Consider the following 26,329-nt stretch of genomic DNA (forward strand, 5'->3'; position numbering starts at 1 on the left):
TCTTCCATCAATCCCCCCCACGATCGCCTCGAGCCACCGACGATCACGCCCGACGAGCGGCCGACGAACGTCCGCTGGGGGGTACTCGCCATGCTCGCCGGCGCGGCGATCGTGTCGTACCTGACTCGCGCAAGCATCTCGACGGCGGCCACGACGATCCAGGCCGACCTCCACCTCGACGCCGTCCAGATGGGCTACATCATGGGCGGCTTCTTCATGGGCTACATCTGGCTGCAAATCCCTGGCGGCTGGCTGGGAGGCCGGATCGGGGCCCGGATCACGCTCACGTCGTTCGCGCTCCTCTGGTCCCTGACGACACTGGCCTCGGCCCTGGCACCATCGTATGAAGTGCTCCGATGGTCGCGGATCGCGATGGGAGCCGCCCAGGCCGGCTTGTTCGCCGTGATCATCAAGGCGCTGGCCGACTGGTTCCCCGAATCGCGGCGAGGAACCGCGGGCGCGGTGATCACCGGCTCGATGTCGGTCGGCGCAGTCATCGCCAGCGGCCTGACCGTCCGCCTCCTCGACCCGCTCGGCTGGCGCGGAGCGTTCGAGGTCTACGCCCTCGTCGGCGTGGTCTGGGCGTTGGCCTTCGCCCTCTGGTTCCGGAATACGCCCGCCGAGCATCCGGCCGTCAACCTGGCGGAAGTCAAGCTGATCCGAGGGGGAGTTTCCGACACCCTCTTGTCCCAACTCCACGACCGGGAACTTGATACGACCGACGTCGGCACACGTTCAAAAGACGTCAATCCCGTGGAAGTGACCTCGTTTGGCGCGGTGTTGCTCAGCATGGCATTGAGCGTCAGCATGTGGGCGCTCTGCGTCCAGGCCTTTTTCCGGGCGTTCGGCTACGCCCTGTTCATCACCTGGTTCCCCGCCTATCTCGAGCAGGGCTTCGGCGTCGCGACCTCGCGGGCCGGCGACCTGAGCATGCTCCCCCTGACCGGGGTCGTGATCGGAAGCTTTCTCGGCGGCCCAATCGTCGACCTGATCCTCGTCAGGACCGGAAGCCGGTGGCTGAGCCGGAGCGGGGTGGCCGCCTTGTCGCTCGGCACCTGCGCTCTCGCCACCCTGGCGGCGACCTTCGTCAATGGGCCGCTCGCGGCCGTCACCATGCTCTCCCTCGGCGCCTTCCTGTCCGGACTGGCTGCGCCGACCACCTGGGCCGCCACGATGGACATCAGTGGCCGGCACACCGCGCTCGGCTTTGCCATCATGAACATGTCGGGCAATATCGGAGCCATTGCCTGCCCGATCGCGGTGGGCTACCTGATCGACCACATTCGGGCGACCAACGGAAATTGGGATTGGGTTCTCTACATGTTCGCCGCCATCTACCTGGCCGGCAGCCTCGCATGGTTATTTCTCAACCCGAACAAATCAGCCGTGGAACGCAGAGTGGGTCGTGCCCTCTCGTAGAGAGGGGACGGCCCACCAGGTTTCACCCCCGACGGTGAAGAGGCACCAAGCCCCGCCAAGTTTCACCCCGGTCAGGCAAACAAGGGTTTCACGGCCAATCCTTTGCCGTCCTCGGTCACATAGAACGGCCGTTTCTCGACGTCGATCGCGGTCTTGGGGGAGATGCCCATGGCCGTGAAGATGGTCGCGTGCAGGTCGGAGATCGAGACGGGGTCTTTGACCGTGAGCAAGGGGCGTTCGGGGGCCGTCTCGCCGTGGAGGAACCCTTTCTTCATCCCGCCGCCGAACATGACGACGGAACCTGAGCCGGTGAAATGCCGGTGGAGGCCGTAGTGCTTCATCTCCTTCATGACGTCGGACGCAGCCCGCGACTGGTCTTTTGCGGTGCTGCCGGGAACCCCTTCGACCATCATGTCGCGGCTGAACTCGCTGGCCAGAACGACTAGGGTCCGGTCGAGTAGCCCCCGCTCTTCCAGGTCGAGAATCAACTGCGCGATGGGACGGTCGATCGACTTCTTCATTTCATCGGCCGTCGTGTGGCCGTTCTCATGGGTATCCCAGCTCACGAAGGGCACATACTCGGTCGTCACCTCGATGTAGCGTGCCCCAGCTTCAGTCAGCCGCCGGGCGAGGAGGCAACCTTGACCGAACCGGCCCGTGTTGTATTTCTCGAAACTTTCTTTCGGCTCCTTGGTCAGGTCGAACGCGTCCCGATGGGGCGAGTTGAGCAGTCGATGCGCGTTCTCGAAGGCGCGGACGATCGACTCCTGATGATAGTCGCTCGCCAGTTCACCGAGCGGACTCTGCGCGATCAACTCTTTCAGATGACGTTCTCGGTTCGCGAACCGCTCGCGGGACATCCCCTTGGGCGGACGGACCGCCGCGACGGCGTCGAGCGGATACGGGAGGTTGAACGGGCCGTACTCGCTCCCCAGGAATCCGGCCGTCGTGAACGCCTTCAGCTCTTCCGACTCGCCATGCCCTTCCAGCCGCTGACCGATGTTGAGGAACGCGGGAATCGCGGGGTTCTTCGGACCAAGGACCTTCGCCATCCAGGCGCCGATGTGGGGCGCGGCGACCGTCTGGGGCGGCACATAGCCGGTGTGCCAGTGGTACTGATGGCGTGAGTGGAGGATGTTGCCCAGATCGGCGACCACGTGCCCTCGGATCAGAGTCGCCCGGTCCATGACCTTGGCGATCTGCTCGAGCCCCTGGGAAATCTTGATGTTGTCGACGGCCGTATCAATGCTCGGGAACGTGCAAAGGATCTTCTCGGACGGAACGCCAACCTCGAACGGGGTGTAGCGTTTGGGGTCGAACGTCTCGGGCGCGGCCATCCCGCCGGCCATCCAGAGCACGATGCAGGTGTCGGCAGTCGGCGTGGGTTGCTGGATCGGCTCCTCGCCCCGGGCAAACCGGGGCTCGCCCATCGCCAGGGCCGCCAAGGTGGCCGCGCTCATCCCCTGCAGAAATTCGCGACGGCTCGGGTGACGATCGTCATCGAAACGGTGTCCCATGACAGTCCTCTTTTTCTTCAACGAATCAACTGGAATTCAGGGAGCACGAACACCACCCACAACAGGTCGGCCAGGCCCTCCGGCGTGGCGGGCGAGCCGACCAGTTCGCGGGCTGTAGCGAGCTCACCGTCACTGGGGCGACGGCAAAGGGACTGGACATAGATCGATTCAATCAACTGGTCAGGGGTCGCCTCGGGCTGCGCCTTGAGAAGGTTGGCGGCCCCTTGAGTCACGAGGTCGGTCAAGATCTGGCCGTTGGAGAGATCGAGGGCCTGCAACGTCGTCAGCACATCACCCCGTGTCGTCACGACCTGCTCACGGTTCGGTCGCCCGAGCGACCTCATCAGCAGGTCGGAATTGACCATCGAGGCCCGCACCTTGGGGCGGGCGTTTGATGCGGCCGCCCGGGCCGCGGCTCCCCGGACCGGCGCATCCGGCTTGCTCGGCCCAGCGCCTGTGATCGCCCAAACGGCGTCCAGATACTGCTCGGCCGTCATCCGCTTGACCTCAGGCCCTCGGAAGACGTAATCATCGCCCAACGGCTCACTCTGCTGCACAACCGGACGCGCCTGGTAGATCTGCGACGTCACAATGTGCTCGATCAACGCCTTGAGATCATATTTGTGGTCGACAAGGTAGCCGGCCAGGTAGTCGAGCAGGTCTTCACTCCACGGTTCATTGGCCATGACGTCGACCGGGTGAACGATCCCCCGCCCCATCAGGCGCTGCCAGATCCGGTTGGCGATCGTTCGCGAGAATCGACCGTTGTCTTTGGCGGTCACCAGGCGGGCGAGCTGGGCCAGACGTTCCGACTTCGATAACGAGGGATCGATCGAGCCAAGCTCGGGCCACATGAACTTCGGCGACGCGATCCGCCCGGTCGGCTTGTCGCACCGGTGAATCTCCAGCGGCTTATCCGCGATGATGGCGGCCAGGCCGTATGCATCATCAAGCTTCCAGCGATCAATAAAACTATCGTGGCATGAGGCGCACTTCATATTGATGCCGAAGAAGACCTGCGACACGTTCTGCGAGAACTGGATCTCCGGCTCCTGGCTGGCGTTGACCCGCCCGCGCCACTTGATGCCGTTGATGAACCCCTCCGACTCGGCCGTGGGGCTGATCAGCTCGTAGACAAACCGGTCGAACGGCGTATTCTCGATCAGCGCTTGATAGAGCCAGCCGGTGATCTGTTTGCGACCGCCGTCAATGTAGCCGGTCCCTTTGTAGTCATTGCGGAGCAGGTCGTTCCAGAAGGTCAGCCAGTGCTCGGCGTATACGCCTTTATCATCGAGCAGGCGACGGGCCTGCCGTGCGCGTTTGTCGCCGCTTGAATCTTTCAGGAAGGCGTCGAGGTCATCGGGAGTGGGCAAGACTCCACTCAGGTCGAGGTCGATCCGCCGCAGGAACGTGGCGTCATCAATCGGGAGCGGGCGCGTGACTTTGTGCGTGCTGAGTTCGGCATCGACAATCCGATCGATCGGGTGGTCGCGACCGGCCTGGGCGGGGGGAAGTTCGGAACGCTTCAGTTTCAAGGGGGCGACGTAAGTTCCCTCCTTGAAGGTGAACCCGTCTTCCCAGACCATCCCCTGATCGATCCAATTCCGGAACAGCGCGACTTCCGCCGCCGTCAGCCGTTCCCCCTTGGGGGGCATCCGTTCGTCGGGGTCGTCGCTCACAATCCGAGCGACGAGCTCGCTTTCCTGGCTCTTACCGGGGACGACGGCCTCCGACTTCAGCGTGGCCTGGCGGGTGTCCAGCGAGAACGATCCCTTGTACGTTCCGTTCGTGTGACACTTGGCGCACCGATCCTTGATCAAGGGGACGATGTCGTGGGCGAAGTCAACCGATTTCGGATCGGCCGCGAACCCTGACGAGGTGACCATGCCGAGGCTGATCAATCCGGCAGCGACCCGGAGCGAGAGTGTCTGTCTCATGGAGCGACCCTGACGATCGAAGAGAGGAATGCCGAGGACAGGCGTACCGGCCCCTCCTCATTATCGGGTATCACCACGCCCGACGACAACAGGGCGCCGACAGCGAAATGCCATTCGCATATCCATTCTACAAAAGAACGCTATTGACGACCTTCGCCGGCTCCACGCCCGTGAGACGCACATCGAGCCCTTGATACTTGAACGAGAGCCGCCGATGGTCGATCCCGCAAAGATGAAGCAGGGTGGCATGAAAGTCTCGGACGTGGACCACATCCTCGACAGCGCGGTAGCCGAGTTCGTCGCTGGCGCCGTGGGTCAGCCCCCCTTTGATGCCGCCGCCGGCCATCCAGAGGGAGAACCCGAGGATATGGTGGTCACGGCCGGTCCCCTGCCCCATCGGAGTCCGCCCGAACTCACCGCCCCAGATGATCAGCGTATCGTCGAGCAGACCACGCTGCTTGAGGTCTTTCACGAGGGCGGCGCTGGGCCGATCAACATCCTCGGCGGCCGATCGCATGCCGGTTTCAATGTTGCCGTGATGATCCCAGGCGCGGTGATAGAGCTGGATGAACCGCACGCCGCGTTCGGCGAGGCGACGAGCGAGCAGGCAGTTCGAGGCGAAGCTGCCGTCACCGGGCTGCTTGACGCCATAAAGGTCAAGCATCTGGGCCGGCTCACTGGAAAAGTCGGTAAGCTCCGGTACGGAGGACTGCATCCGGAACGCCATCTCGTACTGGCTGATCCGGGTCTGGATCTCCGGATCCAGGCGATCCTCGGCCAGCAAGCCATTGAGGCGATTGACCTCCTCAACCACCTGGCGCTGGGCGCTCTGGCAGACCCCCTCGGGATTGCCGATGTAATGGACGGCATCCCCCTTCGACTGAAAGAGGATCCCCTGAAACTTGCTCGGCAAGAAACCGGCCGACCACTGCCGGGCAGAAACCGGCTGAAGCCCGGTCTTGCCCGAGGAGGTGAGTACGATGAACCCAGGCAGGTCCTCCGCCTCCGACCCCAGACCGTAGAGCAACCACGAGCCCATGCTCGGCCGCCCTTTAATGATGGATCCACTGTTCATGAATGCATGAGCAGGATCGTGATTGATCTGCTCTGTCTGCATCGAGCGGACGATACAAATGTCGTCGGCGATGCTCGCGATGTTGGGGAAGAGGTCCGAGACCTCCTGCCCCGATTGACCATGCTTGCGGAAGTCGACAAACGACCCTCGCGCCTTGAGCTCGGCGTTCTGCAACTGCGCGAGTTGCTGGCCCTTGGTGAACGACTCGGGGAATGGCTTACCGTCGAGTCGCCTCAGTTCGGGCTTATAGTCGAAGGACTCGAACTGCGAAGGGCCCCCGGCCATACACAGGTGGATCACCCGCTTGGCTTTCACCGGCAGGTGCGGCGGGCGAACCACCCCTTGCCAGCGCCCCGCCGACTTTCCCTCGGGTCCGGCTTCGAGCGGGGAACCGAGCAAGCTGGTGAGAGCCAGCCCCCCCAAGCCGTAGGCGGAGCGGCCGAGAAAGGTCCGCCGAGACAGGTTCCGCTGATAGGAGTTGAAGTCATGTGTCATGGTCTGATCACCTATCCGACAATGGCCAACTCAGTACCGCGTGATCGTCTCGTTGAGGTTGAGGACAACGCGGCAGACGCTCGTCCAGGCGGCGACTTCTCGTTCGTCGAGGCCCGGCGACACCGGTGCCAACCCGACCTGAATCAGTTTTTTCGCGTCGTCCGGATGACTGGCGTAGAGACTGCGCTGTGAGTTCAGGAAGGTGGAAAGCGACTGCCTCTCCTGATCGCGGGCCGGCCTGGCCAGGACCCGGCGGAAGAGGCGATCGATCCGCTGATCGTCCGAGTCGGCTTTTGCCGCCATGAGCGACGCGGCCAGAACGCGGGCCGCCTCCACGAACGTCGGATCATTGAGGAGTGTCAGGGCCTGTTGGGGCGTGTTCGCGAGCGGTCGAGAGGCTGTGCATTCCTCGCGAGAGGGGGCGTCGAAGTTGGCCAGCATCGGGTGCATGAAGGTGCGCTGCCAGTGGGTATAGACTCCGCGTCGATACTGCCTGAGATCGTCGTCGGCCTTGTACACCCGGTCAGGAAACTGCAGGTTGGCGTAGTACCCATCGGGCTGATACGGATGAGTGCTCGGGCCGCCGATTTCGAGGTTGAGGAGTCCGGCGACGGCCAGCGCGTTGTCGCGAACGAACTCGGCGTCGAGCCGGCGCGGGGAGTGCCAGGCCAGCAGGCGATTGTCGGGGTCGATCTCGGCCAGCTCGGGCCGAAGCCGTGAATCTTGCCGGTAGGTTTCCGACATCACCATGAGTTTCACGACGTGCTTGACGTCCCAACCACTCTCGCGAAACTCAACGGCCAGCCAGTCGAGCAGTTCAGGGTGGACGGGCCATTCTCCCTGAGCCCCCACATCTTCCATGACGCTACTGATGCCGGTGCCGAAAAATTGCTTCCAGAGCCGGTTGACGAAGACGCGGGCCGTGAGCGGATTCTCCGGGGCGGTGAGCCAGCGGGCCAGGTCGAGCCGATTGAGTCGGCGTCCTTCGGGATTCGGAGGCTGGGGAAGGAACCCGGGGACGCTGGGGACGACGATCTCGCCGCTTTCGTCTTGCCAGTTGCCGCGTCCCAGAACGCGCATCGGCCTCGGTTGTTGCGACTCGGTGATCATGCTGAAAGCACGGCCGCCGCGGCACTCCTCGACGTCTTGCCTCAACCCGTTGATCTCAGCCAGGGCCGCGGGGTCCCAGCCGGTGCCATCCAGATAAGCGGCCTGCAAACGATCCGATAGCTCCGACGTCCGAGCCTCCGGCACGCTTCGAAGCGCGGCTGACAGCAGCTCACCGAGCTTGGTGTCCCTGGGGTCGTTAAACCCGAACGGCGAGACCGCCAGACGAATACAGCCCGCACTGTCGCTCTTGACGCTGACGATCAATTCATCGCCTGCCGCCAGGTGAACCGGCCGGTCAAGCCTCCAGACGGACGTCTGAGACGACTTACGCTCCTGAGCCGAGGTCTTCCAGGCCGCCTTCACTCCAAGGAGCGGGGCTCCATTGGAATACCGCTCGTCTTTGTGATCGGCATCGGCATAGGCGAATCCCAGGGCCGTTTCTTTCCCAGTCGTACCCGACTTGAGCTTCGCCCCGACCTGGATCGTCGTACTCTCCGCTGCGCCTCGGACGATTGACCCGCCATGCTTGGCGTGCGGGAGCGCCTCCAGGCGAATCGAGGCCAACCAGCCTGATGATGGCTTCAACCGAAACACAAAATCATTTTTGGGTTCTTTGTTTGCTTTGCGCTTCCCATTCGCCGCCGCGCCCCTCAGCAAGAAACTCCCATCCGCCTGGGCCACGGCTTCGTCATGCTCTTCCGGGATCGCCGGAGCCACCACCCAGCCTGTCGGCCACTTCTCGAGGAAGCGCAGGCTCTCTTTTTGCCAGGTCTCGAACGCATGCCGCGCGTCGGGGACCGCCGCGAGCGTCTCGCCGGCCCGCGTCACGACTTGCTCGATCCTCTGCTGGAGCCGCTCGCGCCGACGCACCAGGTACGAGCTTTCCACCTCGATCTCAGGGGGGAACGGATAGTCGTTGGTCCAGCCCTTGAGTTCCGGGTTCGGGGTGTAACCGTAGTCGGAGTAGACCCCCCATTGCTTCACGTCGGCGAAGAACGCGCCAAGGCTATAAAAGTCTTTGGCCGTGAAGGGGTCGAACTTATGGTCATGGCACTCCGCGCACCCCAGAGTCGACCCCAGCCAGGTAATCGCCACCGTGCGCACGCGATCGGCGGCATACTTGGCCAGGTACTCATTGGGCTGAGCGCCCCCTTCGCGGGTCATCATGTTCAGGCGGTTGAAGCCGGTGGCGACGAGCTGCTCGGGAGTCGGCTTCGGCAGCAGGTCGCCCGCCAGTTGCTCGACCGTGAACTGATCGAACGGCTTGTTGCGATTGAACGAGGCGACCACGTAGTCCCGATAGGGAAAGATGCGTTGATTCTGATCGCCGTGATAGCCCACCGTGTCGGTAAACCGCACCAGGTCGAGCCAGGGGACGGCCATGCGCTCGCCATAATGCGGAGAATCGAGCAGGCGATCGACTTGCCGCTCATAGGCCTTCGGGTCGTCATCCGTGACAAAGGCCTGAACCTCTTCAGGCGTGGGAGGCAGGCCGGTGAGGTCAAGGCTGAGACGTCTCAGCAAAGTGCGCCGATCGCCTTCGAGCGAAGGCCTGATCCCCTTCGCCTCCAGCGTCCGGAGGATGAACGCATCGATGGGGTCGCAGACCAAGCCCGCTTGCTTGACGGCCGGCACATCGGGGCGCTTGGGAATGACATAAGCCCAGTGCGGTTGATACTCGGCTCCCGCCTCGACCCAGCGTCTGAGCAAGTCTTTTTGTGCGGGGGTGAGTGTTTTGTGCGACTGGGGCGGAGGCATGACCTCGTCGGACGCGTTGCTGAAGACGCGGGCGATCAGCTCACTCTCCTCGGGCTTGCCCGGAACGATCGCCTCTTTTTCCAGGGCCGACTCGCGAATATCGAGGCGAAGGTCGGCCTTGCGATGGCTCTTATCGGGCCCGTGGCACGCGAAACAGTTCTCGGAAAGGATCGACCGGATCTCACGATTGAATTCAATCGTCGGCCGCTTCGCTTGCGTCTCGGGGGCAGCCCCCGTGCCGAGCAAGAGAGGCCAGAGGACCGCGGCCGCAACGGCCACCCACCTGGTTCGACCCGAGTTCCCGGCCCTGATTCGATGGCACATGAGCGGCCCTCGTGAATTCATTCTCGAGCGGAGAGTCTGGTTCCTTCTGACGACGTCGTCCGCCCCTCGCCCTGAGACGCGTCAGCCGGTGCGTCCTCCGTCACTCATTGAGAGAGCGAACGATAAGGCCACCAGACGGATGCGGAGTTGGGCTCGCGTGCACGAACGCTCTTCGGAAGGTGGGAAACAGAAGCTTGAGCCGATCCTCATCCTCCTCGATCGTAGCGAGCTCCTCGACTCAACGCAACCGGATTCTATAGAATTCTCCACGTTCGGCGTCCGATAGTTCTTGGAGGATGGGCCCGGCCCACCATCTTGAACCGAGTTCAGAAGATGGTGGGCCGTGCCCACCCTACAAGCGATCAATCAAGTAAAGTGATAATTATTTTCGGAACATCGGGTCGTTGGCCTCGCCCCGCGAGAGGAGATAGGCCAGCAGGTCGAGCACCTCGTTCGGATTGAGGGTGTCGAGCAGTTTGTCGGGCATGAGCGAGACCTGTGAGGGGGCCTGCTCATCGACGTCGTCCTTGGGGATCTCGACGATCTTTGTGGGATCTTCAGGGTCGACGACGAGCGTGAACGCCTTGTCCGACTCGCTGACGATCCGGCCGGTGTGGACCTTGCCGGAGTTGGTTGCGACCACGGTGGCGCGATATTGATCGGAAATCACCTTGCTCGGCTCGACGATGGCTTCGGTCAGATCTTTGAGGCTGAACCGACCGGCAGCCTGGGTCAGGTCGGGGCCGGTCGCCCCACCTTCGCCGCCGAACCGGTGGCAGAGCACGCACCGCGCGGCGGAGAACATCTTCTGTCCTTGCGCAAAGTTGCGCCCGGAGAGGCGGTCCGGACTCAAGCCGAGCACCGCTTGCAGCTCCCAGTGCTGGCCGGGCCCCTTCGGCTTGGGGAGCTCTTTGATCCGAAACGGCTTGCGGGCGCCCGCGGCTTCCACCGCCAGACGCTCGGCCTCGGATGCGTTTTCGAACGCGTCCTTGTCAATGTTGTTGATAAAACCCAGGTAGCTCGCCCCTCCGCTCCACTTTCGTGCGGTCTCGAGCCACTGAAAGTAGAACTTCCGCTGGTCGAGCGTCCAGCCTTCACGCAGATTCCGGAGCGCAAACGCATAATGAATTTTCTGCGCATCGGGCCGATTGGCCTGCATCCGCGCGATCGTCCCGCCGTAGCCAGGGTTTCGTGAGAGCAGGTCGGCAGACTCCGTCTCCTCCACCCCCCGCTCTTGCTTCATCAGGGCGGTCAGCTTGGCGGCGATCGTGGGCGACTTGAGGTAGACGAGCATGTCGGCCAGCTCGCGGTTCAACAGCGCGGACTTGGCCGGGAAAAAGCGGTCGAACTGACTCGCGAGCCGGGACGCCAAGTCGGGTTTGGGCTCTCCCATCCGGAGGAAGACCAGGGACCAGGTGCGCAAAAGGTCGAACTGCCTCGCCTCATCCAACGCGGCGAAATCAAGGCGGTCGAGGGCTTTGATCAGCTCGGGTTGGAGCGACTTGTCTCCCTTGCGAGCCAGCGCGACCAGCCCCGTCATCAGGGCTACGGGCGACTGCTCGGCCAGAACCTGCTTCTCCCAGAGGTTCACGTCCTGATGTTCCAGCGCAATCCGCGCGGCGAATCGGATGAAGCGGTCAGCATGGCCAAGCTTGGGCAAGACGAACGCCACAGCCTGCGCCGGGGAGGCGGCGCGATGGTGGTACTGCTCGAGGCTCCGCCGCAAGGTACGAAGCTCGGCGAACCGAGGGTCCGTCGCGTCGGCCCGGTCGGTCGACTCGTTGCCGACATACGAGACGCGGAAGAGCTCCGAGTGAGTCCCGCGCCCGCCGATCGTGAAGTAGAATGCGCCGTCGGGCCCGATCGTGGCGTCGGTCAGCGGGAGCGGGGTGCGCGAGACGAACTCCTCCGACTTGGCCCGGTAGCTCGCCCCGTCGGGTTCGAGGTGAAGCGCCCGGATCGTGCCGAAGGTCCAGTCGAGAATGTAAAGCGCCTTCTGATAACGGGCTGGAAACTTGGTGCCGTAGCCAAACGTGACGCCGACCGGTGAGCCGGGCCCGATATTGAGCGTGGGAGGAAGGCTATCGAGGTAGCTCGTCGGCCACTTGCCCGTGCCGCTCCGCCAGCCGAACTCGCTGCCGTCGGTCGCATGGACCACCCGCGTGGGGCGATACCAGGGCATGCCGATATCCCACTCCATGTCCGAGTCGTAGGCGAAGATTTCTCCCTCATTGTTGAGGTCGAAATCATAGGCGTTGCGATAGCCGCTGCTGATGATTTCGAAGCTCTTGCCATCGGGGTCGGTCTTGGCGATATATCCCCCCGGTGCCAGGATTCCCCGAGCGTGGCCGTTGGCATCCCACTGACGGGGGAGCAAGTGGTCCTCGCTCCAGTCGTGAGGCACCCCGCCTTCGTGGACAATCGCAGGGAGCTTGGTGTGATTGCCGCAGACAACCAGGATCGACTTGCCGTCGGGCGAGAGCCGCAGGCCGTGAGGCCCGTGTTCCCCTGCCCCCAGGAGGTCGGCCAGCTTGACCACCTCGTCGAACTGGTCGTCTCCGTTGGTGTCGCGGGCGCGATAGAGACCGCTCCCCGGCCCACCATTGACCGAGAGGTAGAGGCTGTCGAATGCGTAGAGCAAGCCGTGGGCCCCGGTGATCTTGACGTCGAGCCGCTCCACCTTCGTGGGTTGGTCGCTGCCAAGGGGCGAGGGGGTGATCCGGCAGAGTCCTTTGTCCCCCTGGTCGCTGGCGATGAGCCGCCCTTTGTTGTCGACGGTGATCGAGACCCAGGAGCCCAGGGTTTCCCGCGGTACCGTGAAGAGTCGCTCGACCTGGAACCCTGGCAAAAGCTCAAACACGTCGCGAGTCGCCTGCGCGAGCCCGGACGGCCTGGAGAAGACGTCCTTCCAGGGGGATATGCCCATGGTTCCGAGGGTCCGGACCGGGGCTCCGTTCTTGGCGTTACGTCGGTCGGCCGCGGCCCAAGACTCGTCGGAGACCACGTAACGCGTCGTGCCGTCGGCCAGGGTCATGGCCAACTTGAAGGCAAAACCGGCCGAACCGCCCTCATTCTCGACCTCGGCGACGATTTCATTCAGGCCCGGCCGTAACTGGTCGCGAACGTCCAACTCGACCGGCGTCTCCCAATCATTACTCTGGGCGAGCCTTCTGCCGTTGAGGAAGAGTGACATCCGATTGTCACAGGACGCCTTGAGCCATGCCGATTTCGCCTCGCCCTCGAACACTTTCCGCAAGAAGTAGCGGGTGTCGTTCTTCTCGCCCCAGATCCAGGTCGGCTTCGGGCCCTGCTTCAGCTTGTCCGGCTCCGGGTTCAGCTTGACCTGCTCTTTGGCCTGGCCGCGCAACTGGGACGGCGCGACCTCGGGCTTCTGGGTGAAGACACGGTCCGACTCGTCGGCCGCCAGACAGGGAGACCCGGATGTGGAAAAGCCGGCGACCATCATGAAAGCCAGGACGGGCAAACCCCGTCGGCTGCGAAATTGATGGGAAGGCACTCGAGCTCTCCATTGATTTGTGCATCACGAAATATAAACAGCTAAATCCAATCACCTTTCAGGCCTGATTGGACATTCGCATGCGCCCTGGGTGCCATCTCACGAAAGGTCGATGAATCGTCAGGCGAGTAGATCCTTGACCACATGCCCATGGACGTCGGTCAAGCGATAATCACGCCCCTGGAAGCGGTAGGTCAAGCGTTCGTGGTCGAAGCCAAGCAAGTGGAGGATCGTGGCCTGGAGATCGTGGATGTGAACCTTGTCGCGGGCGACGCTGAAGCCAAGCTCGTCCGACTCGCCATACATGAACCCTGGTTTCACGCCGGCGCCGGCCATCATCATCGTGAAGCAGTCGGGAAAGTGGTCGCGGCCCAGAAGGGCGCTGGTTGCGGTGCGTCCCTCGCGGAACGGGGTCCGCCCGAACTCACCGCCCCAGACGATGAGCGTCTCGTCCAGTAGACCACGCGATTTCAGGTCGTTGATCAAGGCCGCGACCGGCCGATCCATCGTGGCGCATTTATTTGTAAGGCCACCGACGATATCCTGGTCAGCGCTCGTGCCGTGAAAATCCCAGCCCCAGTCGAAGAGCTGGACGTACCGGACCCCCTGCTCGACCAGGCGACGGGCCAGCAAGCAGTTATTGGCAAAACTCGACGCCCCCGGCTTGGCCCCGTAGGCATCCAGCATCCATTGCGGTTCGCGCGCAATGTCCATCACCTCGGGGACCGACGTCTGCATCCGAAACGCGAGCTCATATTGAGCGATCCGGGTGAGCGTCTCGGGATGCCCCAGCTCCTTCGCCTGGATCTCATTGAGGTCTCTCAGCGCATCGAGGCTCTCTCGACGCAGCGTGCGGTCCATCCCGGCCGGGTCGGAGGCGTAGAGGACCGGGTCCCCCTTCGAACGGCACTGCACCCCCTGGAAGACCGACGGGAGAAAACCGCTGCCGAACGAGCTATTTCCGCCGTTGGGCTGCACGCCGCTGGAGATCAAGACAACGTATCCGGGGAGGTTCTCGTTCTCCGTCCCGAGCCCGTATGTCGTCCAGGCACCCAGCGAAGGGCGACCCGAGCGGGGCGACCCGGTGTAGAGGAGCAATTCCGCCGGGGCATGATTGAACTGGTCGGTATTCATGGACCGGATGACGCAAACGTCGTCGGCCACCGACTGGAGGTGCGGGATGGCGTCCGACATCCAGACCCCTCCCTCGCCATACTGCGCGAACTTGCGCCTGGTCCCCAGCAACTTGGGCGTTCCCGAGGTGAACGCAAACATCTTCCCCTTCAAGAACGTGTCGGGGCAATCTTGCCCGTCACGCTTGGCGAGCTCCGGCTTGTAATCAAACAGGTCGAGATGCGGCGGCGACCCGGTCAGGTGGAGATAGATGACCCGCTTCGCCTTGGGCGCGAAGTGCGGCACCCTCGGAGCCAAGGGATCAACGACCTTGGGCGCGACGCTCGCCCCGGGCGCATCACCGGACAGCAGTGACGCCAGCCCGATTGCGCCCAGACCCACCTGGCTCTCCTTGAAGAAATGCCGGCGAGTGATGTGCTGGAGTCGTTCGAGTCGAGGATCCATCAATCGTTCTCCCAGGACGGCTCAGCGTGATATTGTGCTTGAACGCGAAACGACGAGATCCGCGAGGAGTGCCCCATTCCATCAACGTTTCATGAGCATTTCATCCAGGTTCAATAGCACGTTGCCGACGACCGTCCAGGCGGCCAGCTCCGCGACGTCGGAGCCGGCGGGCACCGGCCCCAGGGGGTTGGCGGCCAGGTCATTCGCCCGCTTGAGATCCTTGAGGAACGGCGTGCGGGTGGTCTCATAGAGCCGGACCAGGCGCTCGACCTCAACCTCGCTCGGCGGCCGCGACAGACAGAGCCGGAATCCAAACCGAGCCTTCTCGGCGGCCGTCCCACCCCGCGCTGCGATCCGCCTCGCCAGTGCCTGGGCCGCCTCGATGTAAACCGGATCGTTCAGAGTGACCAGGGCCTGGAGCGGCGTGTTCGTCCGCATCCTCCGCACGATGCAGACCTCACGGTTGGGAGCGTCGAAGGTCGCCATCGAAGGATAAGGGTTCGAGCGTCTCCAGGTCGTGTAGAGACCGCGGCGATACTTGTCGGCCCCCGGGCTGGTCGTCCAGTCGATGCCTCCGCCGAACGCGGCGGCCAGGCCCGACGACGGCTGCGGCGGCCGGACCGGTGGGCCATACATCGTGGGGCTGAGTAGTCCGCTCACCGCAAGCGACTGGTCACGGATCATCTCGGCCGAGAGCCGAAACCGAGGGCCCCGCGAGAGAAGCTGATTATCCGGGTCACGGTTGAGCAACTCGGGGCCGACCCGCGAGTCTTGCCGATAGGCGGCCGAGGTCACCAGCAACTTGATGAACCCTTTCAAGTCCCAACCCCCGCGCACCAGCTCGACCGCCAGCCAGTCGAGCAGCTCGGGATGGGTCGGCTGCTCCCCTTGCGAGCCGAATTCTTCGCTCGTCAGCACCAGCCCCGCGCCAAAAATTTGCTCCCAGCAGCGATTGGCGATCACCCGGGCCGTCAGCGGATTTTCCTCGGACATCAGCCAACCGGCCAGCGCCAGGCGGTCGACCGGACGGCCGTCCGGGATCGGTGGAAATGTGGCGGGGACCCCCTCGACGACTTCCTGCCCCTGGTCAAGATAGTTGCCTCGACGCTGGAGCTTCGTCTTGCGGCGGTCCGCCTTGGCGAGCTCGCGCTGAACCGGCACACTCGTTTCGGGCTTGATCGCGGCGAGCTCTTTCTCGACCGCCGCAAGTCGCTCGCGCTCGGCCTTCAACTCAGGCGCGACGAGGGTCCGGTAGTGCCTTGCCAGCTCCTGGTGCTGAGCGTCGGTACGGTCCGCGCCCGCGGTTCTCAGAACGAGCAGCACATTCTCCGGCGTCCGGGCAAGCTCCCCCGCACGTTCGTCGTCGGAGACCAGAAGGCGGAACCGGCCGAGCGTATGCTTCGCACGCTTGGAGACCTGCTCGATTGTGACAGTCAGCGTCGAGCCGGGTGCAACCGCAAGCGGGGCCGCGGTCAAGAGGGTCAACGCACGAGGACGACCGGCCGTTCCGCCCGGCCCCCATCCCTGAGTGGCCACTTTCTTGTTGTTCAGAACGTCCGCCGCGGTCGCCGACGTCTCCGGATCCTCGCTGAGGGCCGTCACGAAGCGAACGTCCTTGGCTCGGCTGAGCGGGAACTCCGCACTCGGGTGCGGGGCCGCCTGAACGACCTGCGTCCAGACCGGCTCCCGCTTTTCGTCGAGCAGGCTGATCCGAAATCCACTGAGCCGCGTGTGAAGGCCGTGATCCGTCCGGTTCCAGATCGCGATCCGGTCGACCGCCTGCACCTGCTTCAAGTCGAGCTCCCACCACGGGTTGTCCGAGACCTCGGTGTGAGTCGTCGACTTGCCCTCGGTGTAATGCCCGTTGGTGTTGCCGTCGATCGCCAACCTGGGCGGACCCTCGAATCCGGTGCTGCTTTGCGTGGCCTCGCCCCGCGGCGACACGTTCTCAGAACCGCTGAAGACTTGCACCTCGGCCAGCGAAAGGATCTTTTGTGCCCCTGGGATCTCAACCCGCACGAACCGGCCGGCCGGCTTGCTGTCTCCCGGCGGAGTGAGCGACGCCAGCACCCGAGAAACCATGAAGTTCCCCCCGGGCGCATGCCCGGGGCCTCGGTCGGGCAGCGTCTCATGCGGCAAGGTCTCGAGCCGCAAGGCGCTGAGCCGTCCCCCCTCCGCGGCCACTTTCAACGTATAAATATCGGTGTTCGCCCCGGCCGTCTCGACGAGGACGGATTGATCCTCAAGCAGCGAGAGCTTCGCCGCACTTTGCGGCTTCATCGCAACGGGCGTGAGCGGCTTCCAGCGGAGCTCGGTCGGAAACGATTCCTCCCACCGCGCCTGACTGGCGAGCAGTTCGGGCGTGGGTGTATCGATCGCCTTTCTGAGAGCGATGACTTCACGCTCCAGAGTCGCTTTGCGCTGTTTTTGCGGGTCGGAGAAGAACGAGAGGAGCGGGCTCTCGTCCTTCAGGTCGCGGTCCTGGGTGTTATTGAAGACCGCGAATAGTTTGAAGTATTCTTCCTGGGTAATCGGATCATATTTGTGGTCATGACACTGGGCGCAGGCGATCGTCGTCCCCATCCAGACGGCCATGGTCGTGTTGACCCGGTCGACGACGGCGACGTTGCGAAACTCTTCGTCGTTGGTCCCACCTTCGTTGTTGGTCAGCGTGTTGCGGTGAAAGGCGGTCGCGATGAGCTGCTCTTCGGTCGGGTTGGGCAAGAGGTCGCCCGCAAGCTGCTCGATGGTGAATCGGTCGAACGGCTTGTTGGCGTTGAGCGACCGAATGACATAGTCGCGGTAGGCCCAGATCGTTCGAGGCGGGTCGTCGGCATAGCCGGCCGAGTCGGCGTAGCGGGCCAGGTCGAGCCACATCCGAGCCCAGTGCTCACCATACGTCTGCTTGTCGAGCAGTCGGTCAACGAGCCGGTCGTAGGCGTCCGGACTCGTGTCGTTCTGGAACGCGTCGACGTCCTCGAGGGTGGGGGGCAGCCCGGTCAGGTCGAGGCTCAGCCGCCGGATCAACGTGAACCGATCGGCCTCGGCCGCGGGCTTGAGCTTCTCCCGTTCGAGGCGAGCGAGGATGAAGTCATCGACGGCGTTCTTTGGCCAGGAGGTATCCGTCACCTTGGGCCGGGGAGATCTGACCGGCCTGGCATAAGACCAATGCTTGGCATAAGGTGCCCCCTGCTTCACCCATTCGGTCAGCAGTTCTTTCTCGGTCGCCGTGAGCGACTTACCGATTTCTTTCGGCGGCATCTTCTCGATGGGGTCATCGGAGATGATGCGTTGAATCAACTCGCTCTCGTCGGGCTTGCCCCGGACGATGGCCGCATATCCCCCAAGGTCGGCGAACGCCCCGGCCTCATTGTCAAGGCGGAGTGGCTTCGCAACCCCTTTTCGCTTGGCGGCATCCGGCCCATGGCAGGTGAAGCAAGCGTTCGAGAGGATCGGCCGGATCTCGCGGTTGAAGTCGATCGGCCGGGACGGCGACGGCGGGTCGCCGGCCCGCGCTCCTCCCCCTGCCAGATGTGCGAACGCCATCGCCAAGACGAACGCGGCGAACGGCGAACGGAGGAACCGACACTCGATCGATCTCGTCGACGCGGGCGTACCGTGCATGGTTAGCAACCGTTGAGGCAAGAGGGCGGGGTGGGGATGGCACGTCGCCGCGCCACGGCCTGGCCGGAGTCATCCAGAAGTATAACGCATCGTCCGCCCCTTAAGCGAGAGCCTCCCCCAGCCGTTCCAGAGGTGCAAAGTCAGACGAAATAGCTCCAGGTGGGAGAATCTTCTCTTCGAGACCACTGAATCTCGGTGTGGATCGACAACGGCAGCGCCTTCGAGATCTCGGATGAACCTCTTGCAAGGAACCAGAAAGTCCACTATACAAGACGCATGGCTACTATAATCAACGACACAGGTGCTCGGATCGCGCGTCGCCTTCGCCTTGAGCGCGTTGCGCGCGGCTGGTCCCTGGCGGACTTGGCCGAACGCTCGGGTGTCTCCAAGGCAACGATCAGCAAGATCGAACGCGAGGAGATGAGTCCCACCGCCGTGATCCTGGTGCGACTGGCCGGTGCCTTCGACCTGACCCTCGCGGGCCTTTTGCTCAGGGCCGAGGGGGAGGCGGAGCGGTTGTCGCGGGCCGTCGACCAGCAGGTCTGGCGCGATCCCGCCACCGGCTACCTGCGCAAGCAGGTGTTCAGTCGACCCGACCATCCGCTGGAGGTCGCCCAGATCGAGTTGCCAGCCGGTCAGCGGGTGGTGTTACCGGCCTCGTCCTACGCGCGCATTCGCCAGGTCATCTGGGTGCGAGTAGGTGAACTCGTGATCCTGGAGGGGAGCGAGCGGCATGTGCTGGGCACCGGCGACTGCCTCGGATTCGGCCCACCGTCCGAGGTGACCGTGGCCAACGAAACCGCTACAACCTGTACCTATGTCGTGGTTCTCGCCCGGAGTTAGCTACGATGCCCGAGATTAAAATCAAAGCCTTGAGCGCCGCGCCGAAGACTTGCGAGATGCTGAGCGAAATCTTGCTGGAGGTGGTCGCGAACGGTGGGTCGGTCAGCTTCATGCACCCGCTGGAGCCGGAAACGGCACGAGCGTTCTGGAATGACGCGCTGGCGGCGGCAGCCCGTGACGAACGGATTGTTCTGGGTGCTTGGGAAGGTGAGGTCCTCGCCGGCACTGTCACCCTGCTGCTTGCATGTCCGCCCAACCAGCCGCACCGGGCCGAAATCGCCAAGCTGATGACCCGCCCGAGCCACCGGGGCCGAGGCGCGGCGGCGGCCTTGATGCGGGCGGCCGAGGACTTGGCCGTGAAGCGAGGGCGCTCCCTCCTGGTGCTGGACACCGCAGCCGAAGACGGGGCGTCGGGGTTGTATGAGAAGTTGGGGTTCAACCTCGCTGGAACGATCCCGGACTATGCATTGAAGCCGCATGGAGGGCTGACCGGGACCATGATCTACTGGAAGCGGATAGGAGGGAAACCGGAAACGGGGGACTCCAACGCGTGCAACAGTCCTCAATTTACCCAGCGATAACCCCAACCACCCCCGATCATCCTCCGGCCGGAGGCTCAATCCCAAGGACCTCCCCCAGCCGCGCAAATTCGTTACCTCACTTTACGATAACAACCCCATACATCACCATCCATTGGCCAGAAAACCCAAATTCATTTAGACATCTAAATTTCTCGCCTATTTCCTGAAACGAACATCGAAACTAGCTGCGTCCCTGTTTCTGTTTTTCCTGCTTTTGCTCCACCGGTTCCCCCTCCGAGGCCATCTCGGTACGGCATTCTAAGGAGGCAGCGTGGATCACGCCCTAAGTCGCCCTTGCCGCGGCATCTCGGACTCCTTCTCGTCGTTCGCCGGTGCTATCAGATCAAGTTTCTGTGGCTCTCGACCTGGGAACCGCACATGGATTGCCAGTTCGCCCCCCATCGCATTGATCACCTTGGTGAGCGTGCTCACCAGGACATCACCTCGACGTTCGATCCGCGAGATATTCGCCTGGCCAACGCCGGCCAGTTCACCGAGTTGGGCCTGGGAAATCCCCAACTGCCGACGAAGATCCGCGAGCTGGACTTCGAGCGGAGGCTGTGAGTTCTCCCCCGTCTGGATCAGCACGGCCGCCCGCTCTAAGGCTTCATCTGGCTTCGCGTAGACTTCGTCCGGCCCCATCCCGAATTCATCGTCGCTCGGAGTCGAAACGCCAAACCCTCGGTCGGGACGCCACTCGATGGCCAATGGACGAAGACCATCGCCACGCGGGACAAACAGGAACCACGGCCATTTCTCGTTCGCAGGCTCGTCCAGGTTCATGGGCATGCCGGGAAATCGTTTGGTGAGAGCTTCGCGGATTCGCTCGATCTGGTTCATCGTTCAATCTCCCGGCCGTTAGCCCCGGACTTGGCGAAGATTACGACGCCTGAATGAAGCTTGATCTGGATGGCCCCGTTATCACCAATGAGGATGCTGTGGCCTTTGCTCACGAACCGCTTGACATCATTTCGATCGCTCTTGCGGAGACTATCCATCTGGGGCGGATACATCCGGCCGTCAGTCATCCAGTTGGCCGGAATATTTGGAATGTCGGTCATCTCGTCTTCGACGGCGTCTAGGTGTCGCAGACGAGTCGGTATGCCTGATCAAAGTTGGAGCAAGCCGGAGCAGACGCGATGCGACCGAAGAGCTCTTGGAGTCTCTCAGCTTTTGTCGCGTTTCGCTCGGCCATTTCGTCGGCTCCTGTTTCTCGTCCTGGCACACAGATTATGCCTTGGAAGTCATTAATCATCAAGACGCAATGAGTGGAGCGCACGAAAAAACCCGGTGTAGGGCCGGGTTGTGGGGCGGAACTGGTGAAAGCAGGCGTCTGAATCATGCGTGAGCGATTCGGACCATGTCCTCAGACTCAGGGGTCAACTGATTCTTGTTCTTGCTTGCCTGCCAGGCTTGAATCATTCGACGGTACCGATCCATCTTTGGCGAAGGATATCTCGCGATTGACCGCAGCCCAAACGAGCAAGCCCACCACAACGACGACGGCCAAGTCGATGACTTCACTGACGGTCCAGGCGAAGATGGCGAGCGGTCTTGTCACCACTCCCTTCTCCCTCGCACGAACGCGGCGATGAGCCAAGTCCAGTGTTATTGCCTCACGAGCTTGTAGGCGCAGACGGTGACATACATGCCGATGATCTTGCTTCCCAAAGGCTTGACGACCTTGTGGTAGACGCGAGCTACCTCGCAGGCTGTCCCGTCCTCGAGCAGCAGTCGCTCGCCAATTCGGGGGACAACGCTGACGAAGGCGTCGAATTGAACACCATTGAACTCGTCGCTTCCCTCTTCAGTGCAGATCACGCTGATCGGGATGAGGCCCATTTTGACTGCCTCTTCCATGGCACCGGGTTCGAGGTCTGGAGTCTTGCTCGGATCGTAGGATATTCCCATCGTTCAGGATTCCAAGGGTTGATCGGTGCATGACTGTCACCCATGTGCTCATCGCTGGAATCAAAAATTGGAAGTTTTCACGGAGTCGTGTTAGCTGCGTCCCCGTTTCTGCCCCCACTCCTGGTGCTCGACACCGCGGCCGAGGACTGGGCGTCGAGTCTGCAAGAGAAGCTGGGGTTTCTCCTCGCCGGAACAACCCCAGGCTATGCGTTGAAGCCGCATGGAGGGTTGACCGGGACCATGATCTATCGGAAGCGGAGAGGAGGAAACCCTGAAAAGGCGAACTCCAAGCTCCTCCACCACTTCATTTCACGATCATGACCCCATTCATCACCATCCAGTGGCCTGGAAAAGTGCAGACATACGGATAACGTCCTTTTTCGGCCGGGGCCTGGAACGAGATCGTGAATTGATCTTGGGGAGGAACCATATCAGAATAGACCAACACGTCGTCCGACTTGGGAATGTAGTGGCGCGCGACCGCGTCAGGTTCCGCGATGATTTTGTTGATGAGGTCGCCGACGCGAGGCAGCGAGTCCGGCCGGATCAAGGCCCAGTTATGGGGGACGACATCCGGATTCTTGAACGTCAACTCCACGGTCGCGCCGGCCGGTACCTCGAACGAGGAGGGCGTGAAAGTCAGATTCTTCCCCGCCTCGAGTGTGATCGGCTGCGCGTTCGGGAGCTTCTTGCGCCACGGGTTCGGTTTCGAGTGGGTCGCGAGCGCGAGGTCGCTGAGAATCGGGTGGGCCGCGACGACCTTCGAGACCGGACGGTAACCGGCAAACCCCGTGAACGGAGCGGCGAGCTTGTGGACCGTGGCGAACAGGTCGACCGGCCGTGAGGCATCCACCCGGAGATGCAGGTGGAGTTGATTGACCGGTTGCAGGTCGGGGATCTCGAGAAAGAGGGTCCGTTCATCCTCGAGCAGGGTGACCGAACGGATCGTCAGCGGGTCGTGCCCAGGCATGCTCGGGTGATGGGGTGAGAATTCTTGCGATCCGTACCCTGGCCCATAGCGATAGTTCCACGCCTGGGCGAACTGGCTCCTTGGCGTCTCAGCCACCGCACGATCGACGGGTCCTGAAAAGGTGACGAGCAGTCCGTTTTCCCGGGCATGGAGCTCGACCGGCAACTGGACTGGATCACCGGTGTAGCGGACCCGCTGAAATGAGCCGTCGGCCGGCGTGTACGTACCCCAGCCGGTCATCCCGGAGATAGAGCTGACCGTCCTTAGGGTTGAACCGAGCGCGATGGACGCCCGAGAGGAAGTCGCCCGGGAGCGGGACAGCGGCCCCTTGGGGCTGGCCGTCAACCTGGTCGCGAAGCAGGAGAAAATGGGTGCCGGCACCGTGGGACAGGTGAATCATCTGCCCTTTGAGCGGTCCCCAGCGGTCGTCGGGAACCGTCACCTGGCCCCCGCTTGAATTATCCAGGCCGCGAGGCATGTACACGAGTGGAAGGTCGGGCGGGAGGCCCCCTTTGGGCCCGCCGTAGCCGTAGAACCCCCCAGGACGAATCTCGCAGACCATCGAGGCGGGGGTCCAGTCCCCTTCCGAGCACGGAACGGTGAGCACCCCATCGGGGGAAAGGCCGAGGCCGTCGGGGTTGCGAAAGCCGGTCGCCAGAACCTCGACGTCTTTCCCATTGGGGTCGATCCGGATCAGGCCTTGGTTGCCCGACGCCGTATAGAACCGGCCGGCCGGATCGCGCTGAAGGCCAGCGATGAAGTCGTGGCCAGCCGCCGAGGTGGCATAAGCGTTGCTCACGCACTCATAAAAATCGATTTCACCGTCGTTATTGAGGTCGTGCAACCGGGTGATCTGGTCGCGACCGAGGACGTAGACCTGGCCCTCGGCAATCACGAGGCCAAGGGCGTGGTGAAGCCCCGAGGCGACGCGTCGCCAGCGGACCGCGGCCAGCGAATCGTCGATCCCATCGACCCGCCAGACGTCGCCGGTCATGGTGCAGAGGAAGGCCGCGCCATCGGCGAGGAAGTCGTGGTCGCCGAAGAACATCAGGGCGTTCCACGGATTTTTGAACGGCACATCGATGGTGTCGACGGCATAAGGCCGGGCCTTGCCTCTTGATCCCTTGGTCTCGAGCACTTGCGGCCATTGCGGCGGTCCGCCTCGCACCAACGCAGCCAACGGATGCGTGGCGGCCGGCCCCACGTTGCGAGTGAATTGGCCCTCCTCGACCCAGGGAGAGTCGAGCATCTCGACATCACCCACGCGATACGAGAAGACGACCCGTTTCCCATGCCGGTAAAATCCGTGGTAGACGAACGGCTCGTCGGGCTTTTGGCTTGCGGGACGCTCGAGCGGAGTCCCGTCCATGAGCAGGCCTTCGAGCAGCCCATGGCGGCGGGGCGAGAACTTCACAAAACCCCCTTGCCAGACCGCATCGAAGCTGAGCGTCTGCGGATTGAAGCAGGCGGCCATCTCTCCGCGCTCCCCCAGTCGGACGCAGACCCCCTTGGGGACCGTCACCCCCGCCCCTCGGAAGACCCCGCTTATCACCGATCCCAGGTCGGTCTCGTTCCAACGGCCATCAATCCAGGTGTCGTCGCTCTGGTTTCCCCAGTGACCATCACGCCCGCCATCGAGGCCCGGAAACGGCGGCAAGAGGGGCGGGACCTCCGGCTGCTTCGCGAAGTATTCCGCCTCTTTCGCATAGAAGTCATAGATCCGGTCCCGGTTCACGGCATGGTCGCGGTTGGGCCAGAGCTCGGGGACGATCGGCCCGTTTGCATACGTGAATTGAGCGGGAGTGTGCGGCTGACTGAGAATCGCGGTCGCCTTGGCGTCGCCGGGCCGGCCGAGCGTCATCAAGAAACAGACCAGGTCGAGGCGCTGGCGGGAGGTCATGGCCTCGGCCAACCCCTCGGGCATGAGGGTTCCCTGCTCCTTCATCCCTTCGACGTCGGACTTCGCCAGTCGAATCGACTTCCCCGTGGTCGCTTCGCGAAGGCCGACTTCGTGTTCGGTGGCGAACTGGATGTACCCCTGGACCAACGTCCCTTGGGTGGTCGCCACAACGGTCGCGTTGTATCCATCCTTGACCTGCCGCTTCGGCCAGAGCACCGACTCGACAATCTGGTCGGGGGTCAGGCAGACCCCCGCTTTCGTGAGCTCAGGACCGATCGCTCCCCCCTGCTCGCCCACCTTGTGACACGAGAGGCAGCCGAACTGGGCAGCGGCAAACACCTCGGCCCCCCGCCTGGGGTCGCCCTGTTCGCGTGACTCCGCGATGAGCGTGTCGATGGTTTTCTGGTCCTCGGCCGAGACCTTGGGCTTCGGCAGGAGCCCCGGGACGGGCGTGCGCGGAGTCGGCCGCGGACCAGCCGGCTTGCCATCAAGCTGAGGCACGAGCCAGTCGAGACCGTCGAGGTTATCCTGGAGCCGTTCCTCCGCATCGTCCTGGGTGTGGCCGAGGATCCCGATCGGTCCCCGGTATCCGCTATCGCGGATCGTCCGGAGCATGTCGAGGTCGAAGGCGCCCTGACCAAGCGGCAGAATTTTTCGCCCGTTCGCGTCGCCCTCGGGGCCCATGCCGTTGAGGTTGAATGCGAGCAGGTGTGGCTTCATCAAGGCGATCAGCTCGCGGAGCCGCCCCACGTGGGCATGACCATGGTGGAGGTTGTAGACGATCCCGACGTTCGTCACGCCGTCTCGCTTCAATCGGTCGATGATAGCCACCTGATTTTCGGGCTCGCCGAACCAACCGCCGTGGTTGTAGAGCGCGAGCGTGCAACCGATCGCCTTGGCCGCTTCGGCCAAGGGACGGAGCTTCGCCACGGCCGCCTCGACCCGCCGATCCTGCTCGGCTCCCGAGACCCGGTCGGCCCCGAAGTCCAGGAGCACCCAGAGCTGCGCCTTGATCCCGTGTCGCTTGAGCACATCGAGAATCAGCCGAGACTCGTTGTTCAGCTCTCCGGGCGCGACCCAGAACGCGTCGAGCGCAACCCCATGCTTTTTGAGGGCCTCGATCTCCGCGTCGAACGTGGGAATATGCTCGGCCCGCCAGTCGTACGCGAACCGCTTGAATCCGAGTCGCTCGAGCATCGCGGCTCGTTCTTCGGGCCCTCGTTTCTTGGAGTCAAACGGGACGATGCACCAGGCAATGAGGTTGTCTCTCGAGAAGAGCGACTTCCCCGTGTCGGCCTTGCTCTCCCCCGACCGAGGCGGATCATCTTGACCTGGCGGTGTTTGCGCCAATGCCAGGGCCGGCGTGACGAGTCCCAGGAACCACGCCCCAAGCATCAGCCCGAGCCGAGAATTCCGATGGCTTCGACTTCTCTCTGAGTCACGCGTCATGCGGCGGACCTCCGCAAAAGGTGGGTGTCAGTACCGTCTTCCACCGTGGCCCGCGATCCAGAGCATGGCCCACCCCGGGGAAGTTCGTCAGGGCCATATCATACGGAGCAACAAGGCCGAGGAGGAGGCTCTCCTCTCCAATCGACGACCGAGAACCAATCCGGGACCTGGGAGACCTGCAAGTGCGACTCGCCGTCCATCCACGCTGACGACCAGAATTTCGGATGCCGGCCGAATCGCTCCCTAGCGAACATGCATCACACCACTTGATTGCACGCGCAATTACATTCACCGAAGCCGCAGACGCTCCACCCACGATTC

The 26,329-nt window shown here is 63.0% G+C and carries 16 protein-coding genes and 1 pseudogene; 4 read left to right on the top strand and 13 right to left on the bottom strand.

What is annotated here, in order from left to right; translation table 11 throughout:
• Nucleotides 1–90 precede the first annotated feature (90 nt).
• The gene (locus V5E97_RS23210) at nt 91–1,419 is read left to right on the top strand and encodes an MFS transporter (RefSeq protein WP_406693922.1); all 1,329 of its coding nucleotides are present in this window, start codon (nt 91–93) and stop codon (nt 1,417–1,419) included.
• 71 nt (nt 1,420–1,490) lie between these two features.
• Here V5E97_RS23210 and V5E97_RS23215 read toward each other — a convergent pair whose 3' ends face one another.
• The 7 genes from V5E97_RS23215 to V5E97_RS23245 form a co-directional block, all read right to left on the bottom strand.
• Nucleotides 1,491–2,936 carry a DUF1501 domain-containing protein gene (locus tag V5E97_RS23215; RefSeq protein WP_406693923.1) on the bottom strand — a complete coding sequence of 482 codons (1,446 nt, stop codon included), beginning with the start codon at nt 2,934–2,936 and terminating at the stop codon, nt 1,491–1,493.
• Between the two features lie 17 nt (nt 2,937–2,953).
• A complete protein-coding gene (locus tag V5E97_RS23220; protein ID WP_406693924.1) occupies nt 2,954–4,873 on the bottom strand; it encodes a PSD1 and planctomycete cytochrome C domain-containing protein in 1,920 nt (639 codons plus the stop codon).
• A 127-nt stretch (nt 4,874–5,000) separates the two neighbouring features.
• Nucleotides 5,001–6,443 (bottom strand): DUF1501 domain-containing protein, encoded by a 1,443-nt coding sequence (locus V5E97_RS23225; RefSeq protein ID WP_406693925.1) that lies wholly within the window; start codon nt 6,441–6,443, stop codon nt 5,001–5,003.
• A gap of 30 nt (nt 6,444–6,473) precedes the next feature.
• The gene (locus V5E97_RS23230; RefSeq protein ID WP_406693926.1) at nt 6,474–9,635 is read right to left on the bottom strand and encodes a PSD1 and planctomycete cytochrome C domain-containing protein; all 3,162 of its coding nucleotides are present in this window, start codon (nt 9,633–9,635) and stop codon (nt 6,474–6,476) included.
• A gap of 382 nt (nt 9,636–10,017) precedes the next feature.
• Complete coding sequence (locus tag V5E97_RS23235; RefSeq protein WP_406693927.1) at nt 10,018–13,152, bottom strand: c-type cytochrome; 3,135 nt, start codon at nt 13,150–13,152, stop codon at nt 10,018–10,020.
• Between the two features lie 120 nt (nt 13,153–13,272).
• Complete coding sequence (locus V5E97_RS23240; RefSeq protein WP_406693928.1) at nt 13,273–14,730, bottom strand: DUF1501 domain-containing protein; 1,458 nt, start codon at nt 14,728–14,730, stop codon at nt 13,273–13,275.
• A gap of 81 nt (nt 14,731–14,811) precedes the next feature.
• Nucleotides 14,812–18,354: a DUF1553 domain-containing protein gene (locus V5E97_RS23245; RefSeq protein ID WP_406693929.1), complete on the bottom strand. Its 3,543-nt coding sequence runs from the start codon at nt 18,352–18,354 to the stop codon at nt 14,812–14,814.
• A 276-nt stretch (nt 18,355–18,630) separates the two neighbouring features.
• Here V5E97_RS23245 and V5E97_RS23250 point away from each other — a divergent pair, with 276 nt between their 5' ends.
• Together V5E97_RS23250 and V5E97_RS23255 are read left to right on the top strand one after the other, a co-directional pair.
• Nucleotides 18,631–19,197 carry a helix-turn-helix domain-containing protein gene (locus V5E97_RS23250; protein WP_406693930.1) on the top strand — a complete coding sequence of 189 codons (567 nt, stop codon included), beginning with the start codon at nt 18,631–18,633 and terminating at the stop codon, nt 19,195–19,197.
• A gap of 5 nt (nt 19,198–19,202) precedes the next feature.
• The gene (locus V5E97_RS23255; RefSeq protein WP_406693931.1) at nt 19,203–19,778 is read left to right on the top strand and encodes a GNAT family N-acetyltransferase; all 576 of its coding nucleotides are present in this window, start codon (nt 19,203–19,205) and stop codon (nt 19,776–19,778) included.
• A 276-nt stretch (nt 19,779–20,054) separates the two neighbouring features.
• Here the strand turns inward: V5E97_RS23255 and V5E97_RS23260 are convergent, their stop codons facing one another.
• The 4 genes from V5E97_RS23260 to V5E97_RS23275 all read right to left on the bottom strand — a co-directional run bounded on the left by V5E97_RS23260 (nt 20,055) and on the right by V5E97_RS23275 (nt 21,689).
• Nucleotides 20,055–20,618 carry a helix-turn-helix domain-containing protein gene (locus V5E97_RS23260; protein WP_406693932.1) on the bottom strand — a complete coding sequence of 188 codons (564 nt, stop codon included), beginning with the start codon at nt 20,616–20,618 and terminating at the stop codon, nt 20,055–20,057.
• A complete protein-coding gene (locus V5E97_RS23265; protein WP_406693933.1) occupies nt 20,615–20,839 on the bottom strand; it encodes a hypothetical protein in 225 nt (74 codons plus the stop codon). The genes V5E97_RS23260 and V5E97_RS23265 overlap by 4 nt, the downstream gene beginning before the upstream one ends.
• Before the next feature lie 311 nt (nt 20,840–21,150).
• Nucleotides 21,151–21,342 carry a hypothetical protein gene (locus V5E97_RS23270; RefSeq protein ID WP_406693934.1) on the bottom strand — a complete coding sequence of 64 codons (192 nt, stop codon included), beginning with the start codon at nt 21,340–21,342 and terminating at the stop codon, nt 21,151–21,153.
• Nucleotides 21,343–21,386: 44 nt separating this feature from the next.
• A complete protein-coding gene (locus V5E97_RS23275; RefSeq protein WP_406693935.1) occupies nt 21,387–21,689 on the bottom strand; it encodes a hypothetical protein in 303 nt (100 codons plus the stop codon).
• A 117-nt stretch (nt 21,690–21,806) separates the two neighbouring features.
• On the opposite strand from V5E97_RS23275, the pseudogene V5E97_RS23280 reads away from it, so the two are divergent.
• Nucleotides 21,807–22,010, top strand: a pseudogene (locus tag V5E97_RS23280) (hypothetical protein); the annotation flags it as partial.
• Here V5E97_RS23280 and V5E97_RS23285 read toward each other — a convergent pair.
• Both V5E97_RS23285 and V5E97_RS23290 read right to left on the bottom strand, forming a co-directional pair.
• Complete coding sequence (locus V5E97_RS23285) at nt 21,994–22,899, bottom strand: plastocyanin/azurin family copper-binding protein (RefSeq protein WP_406693936.1); 906 nt, start codon at nt 22,897–22,899, stop codon at nt 21,994–21,996. The pseudogene V5E97_RS23280 and the gene V5E97_RS23285 overlap by 17 nt on opposite strands.
• Complete coding sequence (locus tag V5E97_RS23290; protein WP_406693937.1) at nt 22,835–26,008, bottom strand: DUF6797 domain-containing protein; 3,174 nt, start codon at nt 26,006–26,008, stop codon at nt 22,835–22,837. The genes V5E97_RS23285 and V5E97_RS23290 overlap by 65 nt, the downstream gene beginning before the upstream one ends.
• Nucleotides 26,009–26,329: the final 321 nt, after the last annotated feature.

Source organism: Singulisphaera photorubra, assembly GCF_045290345.1.
GTDB lineage: Bacteria > Planctomycetota > Planctomycetia > Isosphaerales > Isosphaeraceae > Singulisphaera.